The sequence below is a fragment of the Streptomyces sp. NPDC018045 genome, assembly GCF_044327445.1.
In the GTDB taxonomy this organism is placed as follows: Bacteria; Actinomycetota; Actinomycetes; order Streptomycetales; family Streptomycetaceae; genus Streptomyces.
The window spans coordinates 502,944-518,540 of the sequence record NZ_JBIRFL010000006.1 but is presented as its reverse complement, the minus strand read 5'-3'; the positions used below and the strand labels follow the sequence as shown (position 1 = coordinate 518,540).

The window sequence follows — 15,597 nt, the reverse complement described above, 5'->3', positions numbered from 1 at the left end:
CGAGCAGCGCGATGTGTACGGTGCCCTCCCGGGCTTGTCCGGGAGGGCACCGCCACTGGAAGAGCGGGCCGTGGCACCGGCGCGCCCCATCTCCGCAGGCCGACGCTGAAGTCCCGTCCCGAACGGCAAGGCCGTGGCGGCCGAGGTCGGCAACGCCGACGGCGACCACGGCCTGCTCCGCGCCCGGTTCGACCGCTGCGGCTCCTCGGAGCGCTGCACCGTGGAGCGGGTGGACGCGATGCCTCCGGCACCGTCCGCCTCGTGGCTCCGCACCGCCGGGCGGCGGCCGGCGGGCCGGGGATCGCCGCCGGGTGCTCTCAGGAGTCCGGCGCATGAGGCCGCTGGGGGGCGCTTTCCCTCAGTTCGGTGAGTCGGTCGACGAGTTGGTCGCGTACGGTGACGAGGTCGTTGATCCGGTCCTGAAGCAGGGAGAGGCGCTGCTCGAAGAGCGCGATCTTGGGGGTGGGGTCGGCGCAGGTGTGGGTGCCGGTCAGTTCGTCGCGCAGGCAGCCGTCGATCAGGCGCAGGTCGTCGGTGGTGAGACCGGAGGCCAGGAGCAGCCGGATGTTCGCCACGGAGCGCACCGCCTCGTCCCCGTAGCTGCGATAGCCGTTCGTGGAGCGGTCGGGGTGGAGCAGGCCCTGCTCCTCGTAGTAGCGCAGGGCCCGGGTCGTCGTGCCGGTGACACGGGCCAGTTCCCCGATGCGCATGGCGGTCTCCTCCGGACGGATGGGTCGGGAGGAAGCGTAAACCTTTCCGTGGACGTGAAGGTCACAGGTGGGTGTCCCATCGGGTGAGGACCAGCACCGGGATGCGCCGCCCCGCCCGCTCCTGGAAGGCCGCGAACTGCGGATCGGCCGCCACCTGCCGGGCCCACAGCCGTTCCCGGTCCGCGCCCGCGGCCTCGGTGGCACGGGCCCGGTAGGTACGGGTGCCCGCCTCGACCGTCGCCACGGGGTGGGCGGTCAGGTTGTGGTACCAGGCCGGGGCGGTGGGCGAGCCTCCGTTGGAGGCGAAGACGGCCAGCCGGTCCTCGCCGTCCGGCAGGTAGACGGCGGGGGTGGTACGCGGCAGGCCGGTCTTCGCGCCGGTGGTGGTCAGCAGGAGCAGCGGCCGCCCCTCGAACATGCCGCCCACGCGGCCCCGGTTGGCGCGGAACTCCTCGATGACGCGCTGGTTGAAGGCGTTCACGCGGCCGCCTCACCGCAGGAGGCGCGGCCCGCCGGTGTGGTGCGGAGGGTCGGTGCGGCCGGGGCCCGAGTGGGACGGCCGCCGGTGGTGTTCGAAGATGCCATGGCGGCATTCTCGACCTTGACGTCGGCGTGAAGGTCAAGGCGGACTCCGTCGCGGAGTCCCGGTGTCGCCGCACGGGGTGGAGTCCGTCCTTCTGCTTGTCGGTGGTGCGCCACTCGGAGCGGGCCGCATTCCCGCCGGGAAGATGGGCAGCCTCTATGCGGAGGCGATGCGGCCGGGTGTCCCCGGCGGTCGCGTCCAGTGCCCGGCCGGATGCTGTCAGGCTCTCCTCAACTGCGCGTTTCTGAACGGCAGTTCGGAAAGATACGCACAGGTATGCGACCCTCCCCCTCTAGGGGAGGTGGCGCGGGGTAGCGAAACGTCGAAGGGGGTCCGTACCCCACCCCCGCAACAACTAGCGTGCGTGCTCCGCGAACTGCCGACGGCCGATCCGGAGGGCGCCGATGCCTGCTGCATTCCCCCAGGGGACCCCAGTCACCCAGGAGACTCAGGGTCCCCTGGGCCCCCGTGGTCCCCAGGGGGCGGACCCCGTGTCGGCGGCCACCCGGCGCCGGGAGCGGGAGGGCGGGCGGCACGGCCGGGCCGCGTTCCCGGAGACGGCCGCCGATTCGGCCATACGGACCCGCCTGGTGCGGCTCGCCGCCGTCCCCTGTCTCCTGGTCGCCGCCGTCTGTTCGGCCGCCACCGCCTTCGTCGTGCGGGTCGGCGGCACCGGGCTGACCGGCCGCGAATGGGCCGTACTGCTCGGCGCCTGCGGCCTGGTCTGCGCCATCGTGACGGCCGCCGGCGCGGCGGCCAACAACGAGGCGCGCGCCGCCGTGGCCCGCTACGCGCGGCTGCGTGAGGTCTGCGCCCGCGGCCGGCACGACCTCGACGACCTGCTGGACCGGGTCCGCCAGGGCGAATGGCTCCCGTCGCGGGAGCGGGAGGGCGAACCGGTCGTCCCGCCCGCCGGCGACACCCTGGACCTGCTCGCCCACGAGGTGGCCGCGGCGGGCCGGGCGGCCGAGACGGCGGTCGTCGACGCGGTGGTCATCGCCCGGGGCAACGCCAGCGGCAACGAGCAGAAGGTCGAGGTGTTCGTGAACCTCGCCCGGCGCCTGCAGTCCCTGGTGCACCGCGAGATCGAGCTGCTGGACGAGCTGGAGAACCAGGTCGAGGACCCCGACCTGCTCAAGGGGCTGTTCCACGTCGACCACCTCGCCACCCGCATCCGCCGGCACGCCGAGAACCTCGCCGTCCTCGGCGGCGCCATCTCCCGCCGCCAGTGGAGCCGCCCGGTCACCATGACCGAGGTGCTGCGCTCCTCCATCGCCGAGGTCGAGCAGTACCCGCGGATCAAACTGGTGCCGCCCATCGAGGGCACGCTGCGCGGCCACGCCGTCGCCGACGTCATCCACCTGCTCGCCGAACTCGTCGAGAACGCCTCCGTCTACTCCGCCCCCCACACCCACGTCCTGCTGCGCGCGCAACTGGTCACGGCCGGCCTCGCCGTCGAGGTCGAGGACCGGGGCCTGGGCATGTCACTGGACGAGCAGACCCGGATGAACGGACTGCTCGCCGACCCCGACCACGTCGATGTGGCCGAACTGCTGAGCGACGGGCGCATCGGACTCTTCGTGGTCTCCTCGCTCGCCCGGCGGCACGGCATCGTGGTCCGCCTGCAGGGCAACATCTACGGCGGCGTGCAGGCCGTCCTCGTCGTACCGCAGGGCCTGCTGGGGCCGGAGTCCGAGCAGCCGCAGGAGGGCGAACAGTACGTGGACTCCGGGGAGATCACCCTGACGGTCTCCGAGCCGCGCTCCCTCGCCGGCGCCGACACCGCGTCCGGCCACCGCGGCGTGTACGACGGTGTCGACGCCGCCCCCGCGGAGCCCGCTCCGCCGCGCGGACCGCGTCGCAGGCTCGTACGGGCCGCGCACGGAGCGCCGGTCGCCGGGGCCGCCGACGGGGCGTACCCGGACATCGCGTACGGCGACGGGGTGTGGCCGAGCGCGTCCCGGACGCCGCACGCCGGCACGCGCGCCGTGCGCGCTTCCGCGGCACCGGCCGGCGGCCCGTCGCCGGCCGGCGCCCACCAGCCCCCCGACGCCCACGGCGGTGACGTCCGGCACCCGGGCCCGCACCCCGCCCCGCCCGGCGCCGCCGACCCGGGCCCGCTCCTCCTGCCGCCCGCCCCGCCCCCCGCGGCCGACGACGGCGCCCGGCCGCGGCTGCCGCGCCGCCGCAAGCAGGAGCACCTGGTGCCGCAGTTGCGCGGCGAGCCGATCCTGCCGTCCGCGGGGCGCCGCGACGGCGCGCCCGAACCCGAGCACGACCCCGGCCTGATGGCCGCCTTCCGGCGCGGCGTCAGCCTCGCCGACAACGGCTACGGCAGCCCCGCCGACCACGACGGTTACGACAGTTACCGGACCGGCGCCGACGCCGGCCACGACAGGACCGACCCCCGCCGAGGAGACGACCGCGACCATGGTGAGTGACGTGCATCCGCAGGCACCTGCGCACCTGCAGACCGGCCAGCAGACCGACCTGTCCTGGCTGCTGACCGGACTCGTGAACCGCGTACCGCACGCGACCAGCGCGCTTCTGCTGTCCTCCGACGGCCTGGTCAAGGCGGCCCACGGGTTCGACCCGGACAGCGCCGACCACCTGGCCGCCCTCTCCTCCGGCCTGTACTCCCTGGCCCGCAGCGCCGGGGTGCGCTTCGGTAACGGCGACGACGTGCTCCAGGTCGTCGTCGAGCTGGAGTCCACATTCCTGTTCGTCTCCACGGCCGGCTCGGGCGCCTGCCTCGCCGTGCTGGCCGGCCGGGAGGCCGATGTGGCGGTCCTCGGTTACGAGATGGGGATGCTGGTCAAGAGCGTCCGGCCCTATCTGGCGACGCCGGTACGGCAGCAGGCCCCGGCAGGTGGTCGCTGACCATGGGCGTACGGCGCCGCCGCAGACCGGGCCGGGAGATCCCGTGGCTGGACGACGAAGCCGGCCTCCTGGTCCGCCCGTACACGGTCAGCAACGGCCGCACCCGGCCGACCGCGCACTTCGACCTGCTGACCATGGTGATGGCCACCGGGAAGCGGCCCGTCACCTGCCAGGGTCCCGACTACGCCCAGGTGCTGGGGCTGTGCGGCGGTCCGGTGTCGGTCGCCGAGATCGCCGCGCACATACGTCTGCCCGCCGTGGTCACCAAGGTGCTGCTGGCCGACCTGGTCGACTGCGGGGCGCTCGCCGCCCGGGCGCCGGTGCCGGTGTCCGCCTGCGGGTCAGGCCCCCCGAACCGTACCGACCGAGCCCTGCTGGAGGCGGTGTTGCATGGACTTCGCAAACGGCTCTGACGCCCTGTCCGCCGACGCCCGGCTCCCGACCGCGGCGGGCTCGTCCGCCGCGGGGGCCGCCGCCGGCTTCGCCGCCGACCCGTTCCCGCTCGCGCTGAAGATCCTGGTCGCCGGCGGTTTCGGCGTCGGCAAGACGACCTTCGTCGGCGCGGTCAGCGAGATCGAGCCGCTCAGTACGGAGGAACTGCTCACCCAGGTCAGCGTGGGCACCGACGATCTGGCCGGCGTCGAGGACAAGAACACCACCACCGTCGCCATGGACTTCGGCCGGATCACCCTCGGCCGCGAGCATGTCCTCTACCTCTTCGGCACACCGGGGCAGGAACGCTTCTGGTTCATGTGGGACGAGCTGTCCAACGGGGCGCTCGGTGCCGTCATCCTCGCCGACACCCGCCGCCTGGACCAGTGCTTCGCCGCCGTCGACTTCTTCGAACGGCGCGGCATCGCCTTCGTCGTCGCGGTCAACGAGTTCGACGGCGCGTACCACTACGGCCCGGACGAGGTGCGAACCGCCATGGATCTCGACCCCGGCACCCCGGTCGTGCTCTGTGACGCACGCCAGTGCAGCTCTTCCACCCAGGTCCTGGTCTCGCTCGTCCAGCACCTGCTGACCCCCGCCCTCGCCGCCACCCCGGAGTTCCCGTGACCCGTCCCGCCCCGCGCGCGTCGTACGTCTCCTACGACCCCACGCGTCATCTGCTGCTCACCCCGGAGGACCACGAGGCGCCGGCCCGCGTCGCCCGGCTGCGTGCGCTGGGCATCGGTGACGCGCCGCTGCCCGCCTTCGACGAGTTCGCGCGCAAGCTGGCGCGGACGACCCGGGCGCCGTACGCCATGGTCAACTTCATCGACGAGCACCGGCAGTACTTCGCCGGCCTCTACACCCCAGGCGGCGAGCAGGCGCCCGTCGAACTGGGCCCCGCGCCGCCGAGCGCCCAGCCCGGCCGGGTGATGGCCCGCGACCACGGCTACTGCCCGCACGTCATCGTCCGCCGCAAGGCGCTCGTCCTGGAAGACGTGTGCGACTACCCGCGCTTCGCGGGGAACCCGGTCGTGGACGAGATCGGCATCCGCTCGTACCTGGGCGCGCCGCTCATCGACCGTACGGGAATGGCCCTCGGCACGGTCTGCGTGGTGGACCTCGAACGCCGCCCGTGGGGACGCGAGGGACTGGGGACCATCAAGGCGATGGCGGCGGAACTCGTCGAGCAGATCCACCGCATGGAGCGACAGCACGCCGAGGAGAGCTGACGGCGGCACGGTTGCGGGACCGGTGGCGCGGCCCCCGGGAAGCAGACCCGCGCCACCCCGCGCCGTCCCTAACCGGTGGGCTGCAACTCCGTCCGCTCCCGCAGGAGAGAGGTGCGGCACCCGGCGACGGCGGGCTCCGCGGCCCGGTCGTCCTCCGCGGGATCGGACGGTTCCCCGCGGACCAGGTTCGCCAGCCGGCTGGACCACTCGCCCTTGGCCGTGCCGAGGGCCAGCTCGCCCAGGCGCAGCAGTTGGACGTCGGTGGTGCCGGCCGGAGCGAAGATGTGGTGGGCGTCGCGCAGATAGCGCTCCACCGGGCGGTCCGTGAACAGGCCGCAGGCGGCGTGGATGTCCATCGCGTCGCGCGCCGACTCCAGTGCGGTCTCGACGTTGACCAGCTTGGCGTTCATCAGCTCCGCGTCGCAGGGCAGACCCTGGTCGAGGAGGTGGACGGCGTGGTAGGCGGCCAGCCGGGCGATGAGCAGCCGGGACTGGACACGGCCGAGCTTGATCTTGATGTTGCCGAGGTTCGCCAGCGGCTTGCCGTAGCGTTCCCGCTCCGCGCAGAACCGCGCGGTCTCGTCCAGCACGGCCTGGTGGATGCCGAGCGACACCGCGGTCAGGTTCGGCCGGCCGTACAGCACACTGGAGGAGTACGCGACGGCCAGCCCGTCGCCCTCCCGGCCGAGGAGGTTCGCCGCCGGCACCCGGCAGTTCTCGAAGAACAGCTCGCCGAAGCTGAAGCCGTGCAGCCCCATGGCCTGCTGCTGGGCGCCGACCCGTACGCCCGGCCGGTCCGCCTCCACCAGGAACGCCGACAGGCCCTTGGAGCCCTCGCCCGTGCGGACGACGACGCCGTGCAGGTCACCGACGTGGCTGTTGCCGACGTAGATCTTGCGGCCGTTGAGGACGTAGTCGTCGCCGTCGCGGACCGCCCGGCTCGTCATGCCGAGCACATGCCCGCCCGACTGCGGTTCGGTGACGGCGATGGTCGGCAGGCAGTCGCCCGCGGCGATCGCCGGCAGCCAGGTCTTCTTCTGTTCCTCGCTGCCGAAGTGGATGATCTTCGCGGCGCCGAGCTGGGACGCCTGCACCATGGCGCCCATGGCACCGCTCACCCGGGAGAGTTCCTCGATGATGAGGGTCTTGGCCAGGTGTCCGGCGCCCATCCCGCCGTAGGCGCGGTGGACGGTCGCGCCGATCCACCCCTGACGGGCGATCAGACGCGACAGGTCATGGCAAACGGTTCGGGCCGCCTCCATCTCGGCTATCCGGGGCCGGACCTCGCTCTCGGCGAAATCCCGTACCCGGCGCCGGAGTGCTTCGTGCCGCTGGTTGGTGAAGTAGCGATGCAAGACGAGCCTCCTCCGCTGAACGCCCCCGCGCTGTGCTGCTCCCCGCTTGCCTGCCGACGGCGCGCTTCGGGTGTGCGCCGTCGGTCGCCCTGGTCTTCGACCGTACCGTTCCGGACCGTCCTGGGTTATTTACCTCGTGCAATACCCGTTGGCATACCTGCTGCACGGCGCATAAAACATCAACACCGTGCATTTATGCGAGCAATGGGAGCGCGTAGAACACGTTCACCACCCCTGTGGTCTACGGTGCGTGCAGCACGTCCGGCGGCGTTCTCGTGAGGTGGCGAGGGGAGGCCCGACACCGGTGGCGCACGGCCCCCGCCGCCCCGCCGTTCCTTGGTCCCGCACCCCGCCGACCATGGAGTCCGTCAGCCTCTGGAGGCACCTCATGACCGACGATCTGCGCCTGGGCGTCATCGGCTTCGGGCTGCGCGGCGATCTCGCGCGCACCGCCCACCGGCCCGGATACGGCGCCCGGGTCGCCGCGGTGGCCGACCCCGACCCGGACGCGCTGGCGTACGCCACCCGACGCCTCCCCGGCGTCGAAACGTTCGCCGACCACCGTGCGCTGCTGGACCATCCCGGTCTCGACGCGCTCCTGCTCCTCACGCCCGACCACACCCACGCGGACCTGGCGTGCCAGGCGCTGCGGGCCGGCCGGCCCGTCTTCGTGGAGAAGCCACTGGCGATCTCCGTCGAGGACTGCGACACGGTCCTGCGCACCGCGTACGAGACCGGGACGCGCCTGTACGTCGGACACAACATGCGCCACATGCCCGTCATCCGCCTGATGCGCGAACTGATCACCCGCGGCGACATCGGCCGGGTCAGAACCGTATGGGTACGGCACTTCGTCGGCCACGGCGGCGACTACTACTTCAAGGACTGGCACGCCGAGCGGCAGCACACCAACGGACTGCTGCTCCAGAAGGGCGCGCACGACCTGGACGCGCTGCACTGGCTCGCGAACGGCTACGCGCGGCAGGTGCAGGCGCTGGGCGACCTGATGGTGTACGGCGATCCCGGGATGCGGCGGGCGCCGGGGGAGCCCCGGCCGGCGGACTGGCTGGCGCACGACGCGCACTGGCCCCCCGGCAGCCAGCGCGGCCTGAACCCGCGGCTCGACGTGGAGGACGTCTCCCTGGTCAACATGCGCCTGGACAACGGGGTGCTGGCCGCCTACCAGCAGTGCCACTTCAGTCCCGACTACTGGCGCAACTACACCGTCATCGGGGACGCGGGCCGCCTGGAGAACTTCGGTGACGGGCCGGGCGGTGCGGTACGGGTGTGGAACTCCCGCCAGTCCGGGTACCGCGCCGACGCCGACGCCGTGTACGCGCTGCCGTCCGGGGAGGCGGACGACGAGGCCGGGCACGGCGGCGCCGATCCGCTGCTGGTGGACGAGTTCCTGCGGTTCGTCCGGCACGGCGGGCCGACCGACACCTCACCGGTCGCCGCCCGGATGGCGGTGGCGGCCGGCGACCGGGCCACCGCCTCGCTCCGCGACGGCGGCACCCCGCACGAGGTGCCGCCCCTGGCCCCGGAGCTGGTGGACTACTTCGAGCGGGGTCAGACGAAGGCGGGGTGAGGAGGCGCGGGAGGGCGGCGGGCGTGCACCACGCGCCGCCGCCCCGCCCCACGCGCCCCTGCCGCGCGGGGCCCGGACCCTCAGTCGGCCGTGTCGCAGCAGGAGTCGCGCCGGTGCTGCCGCCCCACCTCCAGCCAGTGCGCCTCGACCGCCCCGGCCTCGGCCTTGCGGTCGGACGGCGCGGGGAAGGCCGCCACCAGGTCCCGCTGTTCGTACAGCCGCCCGCCCCGCAGCACCGCCGCCGTACGGACCAGCGAGTCGAAGTCCGTGAACGGGTCGCCGTCCACGATCACCAGGTCGGCCAGCTTGCCCTCCTCCAGCGTGCCGAGGTCCCGGTCGGCGCCGAAGACACGGGCGGGCAGGGCGGTGGCGGTGCGCAGGGCCTGCGTGGCGGTGAGCCCGTAGCGGTGCAGGGCGCGCAGCGCCAGGTGCAGGTGCAGGCCGACCGGTGTCAGCGGCTGGTCCGTGCCGAGGGCGACGAGGCCGCCGCCGCGCAGCACCCGCCGGTAGACGCCGACCTCGGTCTCGATGTCGCCCAACTGCTCCGGGGTGGGCCGGTGGCCCGCGTGCTCCCGCGCCAGTGCGGCGTCCCACGGCGGCATGAGGGTCGTGACGCGTTCGTCGTCGGCGAGACCGGGGTCGTCCCCCAGCAGCACGGAGGCGGTGAAGGGGGTGGCGATGAGGTGGAAGTCGGTGCCGGTGTAGATCTCCGCCACGTCCTGGTAGGCGTGGCCGGTGGCGGTGACGGCGTGCCCGAACTCCAGGCGCTGGGTGGCCTGGAGGTGGGTGGTCAGGTCCTGGCCGAGCTGGACGCCGGGGGACAGCAGGTGACTGCCGGACCGCACCCCCAGCCTCTGGTGTGCGAAGCGCGCGGCTTCCTCCATGATCCAGCCGGGTGCCCGGACGTACGTCTTGACGAAGTCCCAGTCGAGGGCGGCGCCCCGCTCCAGCGTCCGGCGCAGGCCCTCCCGCGTGGCGTGCGCGCGGCCCATGCTGTACGCGACGCGGCTGCCGTCCAGCAGTTCGCCGCAGGACAGCAGCCGGGGCCCGGCGAGTGTGCCGGCGGCGACGGACTCCCGGATGCGGGCCTGCTCGTAGGAGAAGCCGCCGAAGGAGACGGCGGTGGTGATGCCGTAGGCGAGCTGGAGCGCGGTCTGCCGGCCGCCGTACGTCGTCTGCCAGGGGTGGGTGTGCGAGTCCCACAGGCCGGGGATCACGGTGCGCTCCGAGGCGTCGACGCGGCGCGCGGCGCGCCGGCCTGCGGCCCGGCCGTGCGGTTCGACGCCGGTGATCCGGCCGTCCCGCACCACCAGGTCGACGTCCTCGCGCACCTCCTCGCCCGTGCCGTCCCAGAACCGGCCGGCGTGCACGACCGTGTCCCGGGCCCGTGCACCGCGGTGGTCCAGGGACACCCTGACCGTACGGGCGGGGCCGCCGTCCACGCCGGTCAGCCGCAGCCGGCCGGCCGACAGGTACAGCAGGGTGCGGGAGTCGCCGGACCAGGACGGGTGGTCGGCGCTCTCGTCGGTCAGCCGGCGCGGGGCGCCGTCGGGGGTGCCGTCCGGGCGGACGGGCAGCACCCACAGCGCGGATTCGGCGATCAGCGCCAGCCACCGGCCGTCCGGCGACCAGACGGGGCCGGAGTCGTAGCGGTCGGCGATCGAACGGAGGGTGTGTCCGGGGTCCGGGGCGTGCAGCCGGTCCTTGCCGGTACGGGTGTCGAGGACCCGGATGAGGTTGTGGCCCTCGCGGAAGCGGCGGTTGAGGCGGTTGCGGTCGCAGAAGGCCACGTAGCGGCCGTCCGGGGACCAGCTCGGCCGGCCCGGCACCCCGCCGCCGCCCAGGGGGGCGGTTACCGTCTCCTTGCCGTCGGCCAGGTTCCGTACGATGAGATTTCCGGACATGTCGATCGCGGCGAGCCGTTCGCCGTCCGGCGACAGCGCGGGCTGCACCCGGCCCCCGTCGGCCAGCACCGTCTCCTCGCCGGTCGCCAGGTCGTGCCGGCGGACCGCGAACAGCCCGTCGCGGTCGTCGGCGTACACCAGGGAACGGCCGTCGCGGGCCCAGCTCGGCCCGAGGACGTACCGGGTGGCGCCCGCCCGGACGAGCCGCCGCGGCCGGCCGCCCGAAGCGGGCACCAGCCACAGCGAGTCGAGCGCGGCGAAGGCCACCTGGCGCCCGTCCGGGGAGAGCGCGGGCAGGTGCACACCGCGCACCGCCCGGACGCCGGTGCGCTCGAAGCCGTAGTCCTTGACCTCGTACCGCGGCCGCCGGAGCGGCAGCTCGGCGGTGAACGCGATGGTTTCCGCGGCGTCCGGCTCGGCGGGCCGCAGGACCGTGAACTGTCCGCCGACGGTCAGCAGCAGCTCCTCGCGCGAGATCCAGCGCGGCGGTACGGGCTCCACGTCACCGTCCACCGGGACCTCCGCTCCGTCCACGACGAGGGCGCAGGTGGCGCCCGGGCGCTCGGTGGTCCGCAGGTAGGCGAGCCGAGGGGCGCCGCCCTTCGGGGCGGGCGCCACGGCCGGGACCATGGCCGAGGTGCCGGCGGCGGCCGTGTGCTCGGTGACGACCGCGCCGCCGCCGTCGGCCCGTACGGACGCGATCGTCCGGCTGTCCAGGGCCGTACCGGTCACCGCGCCGCGCACGAACCACAGCCGTTCGCCGTCCGGCGACCAGGTGGGGTCGAAGTCCTCCCACGCGCCGCCCTGGTGGGGGCCCTGCTGCCCGGCCCGCCCGGTCACGCGGGTCAGCTTCCGCGTCCGTACGTCCAGGACCCAGATCCGGTACGGGCTGCCCGCCACCGGATCGCCGCCCCGCTCGGACGCGAAGGCGATCCGGGTGCCGTCCGGCGACCAGGCCGGGCCGCGGTCGTCCCACGGCCCGTCGGTGAGCTGCCGCAGGCCCGAGCCGTCGGGGCGCAGCGTCCAGATGTGGAAGCCGCCGCCGCGGTAGGCGCAGACGGCGAGGCGGCTGCCGTCGGGGGCGAAGACGGGCCGGGTGGGTTCCAGGTCCGGCGGGGTCAGCGCGCGGGCCTCGCCGCCGTCGCGTGGCAGGGACCACAGGACGTTCTGGATCTCGGCGATCAGCCGGTCACCGGCGGGGGAAAGGGTGGCGGCGCCGTTCGTGGCGGCGGTGAAGGAGAGGGCCGGCAGCCGGGCGTCGGCCGCGTGGGCGCCGGCGGCGAGCGGGCCCGGCAGCCCGGCCAGGCCCGTGACCGCCGCGGCGGAGGCCGTGCCCTGCAGGAACCTGCGTCGGGAGAAGGGCCGCGGAAGGCGCGCGGCCCGGGAAGCGTCCTCAGATCTGTCCGTGGTGTCCAACGGTCCTCCAGCCATGGGGCGTTGCGTGGGTCGGTCGGTGGCCTGCGGCGAGCCGACCGATCGTGTCACGCACCGATGGCCCGAGGTCAACACCTCCGGTGGAGCGTCCGGGGGGCATTCGGCCCCGGAGCCCGGCGGGACCTGCCGGCGCGGCCGGGGCGCGGGCGGGTCCCGGGCGTCCGGAGGCCGGTCTCACCCGCCGAGGAAACCGGTGATCCGCTCGCGCAGCGACCGCGCGTCCAGGCCGTGGCCCGCCAGGTGCTCGTCGAGTTGTCCGTAGCGGCGCAGTTCCCGGCGCCCGACGCCGAGGCCGAGGACGCGGTGCGGCACATGCTCCAGCGCGTCGTTCGCGTGCCGGGTCGAGGTGCCCTCGTGGTACGGCTCGACGATCACCACGTCCGCCGCCGTCGCCCCGGCCGCCGCGGTCCGCAGTGCCGCGGTGTCGAAGGGCCGGACGGTCGTCGCGTACAGCACGGTCACGTCCAGGCCCTCGGTCGCGGCCAGGACGTTGTCCAGCATCGGCCCGACGGCCAGCACGACGCCGCCGCGCCCCTCGCGCACCGTCAGGAAGCGGGCCCCGTCGACCGGCCGCGGCGCCTCGTTGCTCTGGACGGACAGCCGGACGTAGACCTTGTCGTCGCCCGCGGCGACGGCGTGCCGCAGCAGGGTGTCGGCCTCGTCCGGGTGGCCGGGGACGTGCGTGGTCCAGCCGTCCAGGCTGTCCAGGAGGGCGATGTCGCCCGGCGCCATGTGGGTGAAGCCGCCGGCCGGCCAGTCGTACGAACCCGCGGCGCTCACCAGCACCCCGCCGACGTCCTGGTGCCCGAAGTCCAGCTTCACCTGCTCGAAGGGGCGCTCCACCAGGAAGCTGGCGAAGGTGTGCACGACGGGCCGCATCCCGGCCAGGGCGAGGCCACCGCCCACCCCGACGAGCAACTGCTCTCTGATCCCGACGTTCACCACCCTCCGCGGGTGGCGGTCCCGGGCGGCCCGGAAGCCGTCCACGCCGATGTCGGCGAGGACGACCGCCAGCCGGGGGTCCTCGTCCAGGAGCTGGGTGGTGACCGAGGCGAAACGTTCGCGCATGGTGTCCATCAGAATGATCCTTCTCGAAGTCGGTGCGATACGGGCGGGGGCGGCGCGGGCCGCACGCGGCTCAGGCCGCCTTCGGCGGCTCGCCCGCGTACTCCTTGGCCTCCACCCGGGCGACGACCGCGTGCGGCCGGTCCGGGTGCGGCGCGGTGAACGCCGCGTACAGCGCCTCGTGGTCGCGACCGTCCACGGTCACCGTGGACCAGCCGGCGGCCTCGAACCGCGAGGCGATCCCGCCGCGCCAGCCGAGGCTCGACGAGGAGTTGTCGACGATCAGCGTGTGCAGCCGGGACAGGCCCGCGGCACCCGCGTACGCGAGGGCCTCGTGGTTGCTGCCCTCGTCCAGTTCGGCGTCACCGATCAGCACCCACACCGCCGGACCGGTGAGGCCCTGGGCCCGCAGCCCCAGCGCCGTGCCCACGGCCAGCGGCAGCCCGTGCCCCAGCGAACCGCTGCCGATCTCCGCACCCGGCACCAGCACCCGGTCCGGGTGGTGGCCGAGCGGTGAGTCGTACGAGCCGAAGCCGGGCAGCCATGCGGTGGGGAAGAAGCCCTTGGCGGCGAGTACCGCGTAGTAGGCCATCGGCCCGTGGCCCTTGGACAGCAGGAAACGGTCCCGGGACGGGTCCTGGGCGGTGGCGGGGGAGACCCGCAGCACCCGGTCGTAGAGCACCCACAGGGCGTCGAGGGTGGAGGTGGCGGCCGGGCCGTGCTTCTCGTCCCCGGTCATCAGGCTCATCAGGCGGGGGAGTTCGGCGAAGTCCGCGTCGCGTGCGGCGGCCCCGTGCATGGTCGTGTTCGTCATGGAAGAGAGCCTGCAACTTCAAGTTCGCTTGAAGTCAAGCGCTAGCCTGGAGGGATGACCTCACCCCACGACCGGCTGCCGATCGGCGAACTCGCCGGGCGCAGCGGACTGGCCGCCTCCGCGCTGCGCTACTACGAGGAACTGGGCCTGATCCACTCCGAGCGCACCGGCGGCGGACAGCGCCGCTTCCCCCGCGCCACCCTGCGCCGCCTCGCCTTCATCCGGGCGGCCCAGGCGGTCGGCCTCTCCCTGGAGGAGACCGGCGCGGCCCTGGCCAGGCTGCCGCGGGACCGCGCGCCCAACGCCGCCCAGTGGAACCGGGTCGCCCGCACCTGGACCCGCCGCATCGACCAGCAGATCGCCGAACTCCAGAAACTGCGTGGCCAGTTGTCGAGCTGCATCGGCTGTGGCTGCCTGAGCCTGCGCAAGTGCGGCCTCTACAACCCGGACGACGCCGCGGCCGCGAGCGGGGCGGGCGCCCGCTACCTGCTGGGCGAGTGCCCCGAAACGGTCGGCGTCGAGACACCGGGGGTCAGGGGCGAGCCGGGGTGAGGGGGGCGGGCGTGCGGTCCCGGCTGGTGTGCGGTCCCGGCTGGTGTGCGGACCGGGTCGGCGTGCGGGCCGGCCCGGCGTGCGGTGGTCCGGCCCGGCGTGGCCGATCGGGGCCCGTCACCGGAACCTGGCGGTGGACACCCCCTGACATGCGGTATTGTTCTCGTGCACGGCCAGCCGGGGGAAAACCCGGGCCGGACGAGCATCGGGACGTGGCGCAGCTTGGTAGCGCACTTGACTGGGGGTCAAGGGGTCGCAGGTTCAAATCCTGTCGTCCCGACCAGCGTTTTAGCAGGTCGTAGGCCGTTCTCGCAGGAATGCGGGGGCGGCCTTCGCGGTGTTCCCGCACGGCGTCGGCAGCCGGTTTCGGCCGCGGTCCCCTCGTGTGTTCGCCGCATGAGGCGCAATTCCTTTGCCGACTGGCCGTGCTCGATCGCCCGCACCATGGATCTGCCGGGCGACCGGTGGACGCCGCTGGTGCTGCGCGAGGCGTTCCACGGGGTGCGGCGGTTCGACGCGTTCCAGCGGGAGCTGGGCATCGCCCGCAACACGCTGACCGACCGGCTGCGCCGGCTGATGGCGGAGGGACTGCTGGAGACGCGCCCCTACCCGCGTGATCCGGTGCGCCACGAGTGCGTCCTCACCGAGAAGGGCCGCGACTTCTTCGGCGTCCTCGCCGCCATGAACCGGTGGGGTGACCGCCGGCCGGCCGGCGCCGACGGACCGCCGGTCCTCTTCCAGCACGAGCGCTGCGGGCGGGGCAGTCACGCCGAGGTGGTCCGCGCCGGATGCGGCGAGCCGATGAGGCCGCCGACACCCGGCCGCGGCCCGGCCCCGGTCACCCGCGGGCCGCGGCCGAACGGGCCGACGCGAAGCGGCGGTTGACGGACTCACCCGGCTGGGAATCCTCGGTCACGGGCCGCCGTTTCCCCGCTTTTCACTGTCCGTAAGTGGACTGGTGCGCGATATCGCGTGCGTGACAGGATGCGGGCTGCGGTTTCGGCGGTGACAACTGCGTGCGGGGCGCGGGCGGCCGGGATCCGGGGGA

At 73.9% G+C, this 15,597-nt stretch carries 14 protein-coding genes and 1 tRNA gene; 9 read left to right on the top strand and 6 right to left on the bottom strand.

Annotated features, from left to right (window positions below):
- Positions 1-317: 317 nt before the first annotated feature.
- Positions 318-710 (bottom strand): MerR family transcriptional regulator, encoded by a 393-nt coding sequence (locus tag ACH4EB_RS18160; protein ID WP_398348511.1) that lies wholly within the window; start codon positions 708-710, stop codon positions 318-320.
- Positions 711-771: 61 nt separating this feature from the next.
- Positions 772-1,191: a nitroreductase family deazaflavin-dependent oxidoreductase gene (locus ACH4EB_RS18155; protein WP_398348510.1), complete on the bottom strand. Its 420-nt coding sequence runs from the start codon at positions 1,189-1,191 to the stop codon at positions 772-774.
- Positions 1,192-1,784: 593 nt separating this feature from the next.
- Here ACH4EB_RS18155 and ACH4EB_RS18150 point away from each other — a divergent pair.
- The 5 genes from ACH4EB_RS18150 to ACH4EB_RS18130 are packed head-to-tail and all read left to right on the top strand — an operon-like array spanning position 1,785 to position 5,837.
- Positions 1,785-3,734, top strand: coding sequence for an ATP-binding protein (locus ACH4EB_RS18150; protein ID WP_398348509.1), 1,950 nt, complete (start codon positions 1,785-1,787; stop codon positions 3,732-3,734).
- On the top strand, positions 3,724-4,173 hold the full coding sequence (locus ACH4EB_RS18145; RefSeq protein WP_398348508.1) for a roadblock/LC7 domain-containing protein: 450 nt from the start codon (positions 3,724-3,726) through the stop codon (positions 4,171-4,173). The genes ACH4EB_RS18150 and ACH4EB_RS18145 overlap by 11 nt, the downstream gene beginning before the upstream one ends.
- 2 nt (positions 4,174-4,175) lie before the next feature.
- Positions 4,176-4,586: a DUF742 domain-containing protein gene (locus tag ACH4EB_RS18140; RefSeq protein ID WP_398348507.1), complete on the top strand. Its 411-nt coding sequence runs from the start codon at positions 4,176-4,178 to the stop codon at positions 4,584-4,586.
- Positions 4,564-5,232: a GTP-binding protein gene (locus ACH4EB_RS18135; RefSeq protein ID WP_398348506.1), complete on the top strand. Its 669-nt coding sequence runs from the start codon at positions 4,564-4,566 to the stop codon at positions 5,230-5,232. The genes ACH4EB_RS18140 and ACH4EB_RS18135 overlap by 23 nt, the downstream gene beginning before the upstream one ends.
- Positions 5,229-5,837: a GAF domain-containing protein gene (locus ACH4EB_RS18130; RefSeq protein ID WP_398348505.1), complete on the top strand. Its 609-nt coding sequence runs from the start codon at positions 5,229-5,231 to the stop codon at positions 5,835-5,837. Before ACH4EB_RS18135 ends, ACH4EB_RS18130 begins: the two co-directional genes overlap by 4 nt.
- Positions 5,838-5,905: 68 nt before the next feature.
- Here ACH4EB_RS18130 and ACH4EB_RS18125 read toward each other — a convergent pair whose 3' ends face one another.
- Positions 5,906-7,192: an acyl-CoA dehydrogenase family protein gene (locus ACH4EB_RS18125; protein WP_398348504.1), complete on the bottom strand. Its 1,287-nt coding sequence runs from the start codon at positions 7,190-7,192 to the stop codon at positions 5,906-5,908.
- Between the two features lie 388 nt (positions 7,193-7,580).
- Between ACH4EB_RS18125 and ACH4EB_RS18120 the strand changes: the two genes are divergently transcribed.
- Positions 7,581-8,780, top strand: a complete 1,200-nt coding sequence (locus tag ACH4EB_RS18120) for a Gfo/Idh/MocA family protein (RefSeq protein WP_398348503.1) — start codon at positions 7,581-7,583, stop codon at positions 8,778-8,780.
- 80 nt (positions 8,781-8,860) lie between these two features.
- Here the strand turns inward: ACH4EB_RS18120 and ACH4EB_RS18115 are convergent, their stop codons facing one another.
- From ACH4EB_RS18115 to ACH4EB_RS18105, 3 genes are all read right to left on the bottom strand, one after another.
- Entirely contained in the window at positions 8,861-12,100 is a 3,240-nt protein-coding gene (locus ACH4EB_RS18115; protein WP_398348502.1) for an amidohydrolase family protein, read from the bottom strand.
- Between the two features lie 192 nt (positions 12,101-12,292).
- Positions 12,293-13,195: a transketolase gene (locus ACH4EB_RS18110; protein WP_398348501.1), complete on the bottom strand. Its 903-nt coding sequence runs from the start codon at positions 13,193-13,195 to the stop codon at positions 12,293-12,295.
- Between the two features lie 61 nt (positions 13,196-13,256).
- The gene (locus ACH4EB_RS18105; RefSeq protein ID WP_398348500.1) at positions 13,257-13,997 is read right to left on the bottom strand and encodes a transketolase; all 741 of its coding nucleotides are present in this window, start codon (positions 13,995-13,997) and stop codon (positions 13,257-13,259) included.
- 54 nt (positions 13,998-14,051) lie between these two features.
- Here ACH4EB_RS18105 and soxR point away from each other — a divergent pair, with 54 nt between their 5' ends.
- From soxR to ACH4EB_RS18090, 3 genes are all read left to right on the top strand, one after another.
- On the top strand, positions 14,052-14,549 hold the full coding sequence (gene soxR, locus ACH4EB_RS18100; RefSeq protein ID WP_398348499.1) for a redox-sensitive transcriptional activator SoxR: 498 nt from the start codon (positions 14,052-14,054) through the stop codon (positions 14,547-14,549).
- Between the two features lie 206 nt (positions 14,550-14,755).
- Positions 14,756-14,832 (top strand) — tRNA-Pro (locus ACH4EB_RS18095).
- A 113-nt stretch (positions 14,833-14,945) separates the two neighbouring features.
- Positions 14,946-15,434 carry a winged helix-turn-helix transcriptional regulator gene (locus tag ACH4EB_RS18090; RefSeq protein ID WP_398348498.1) on the top strand — a complete coding sequence of 163 codons (489 nt, stop codon included), beginning with the start codon at positions 14,946-14,948 and terminating at the stop codon, positions 15,432-15,434.
- Positions 15,435-15,597: the final 163 nt, after the last annotated feature.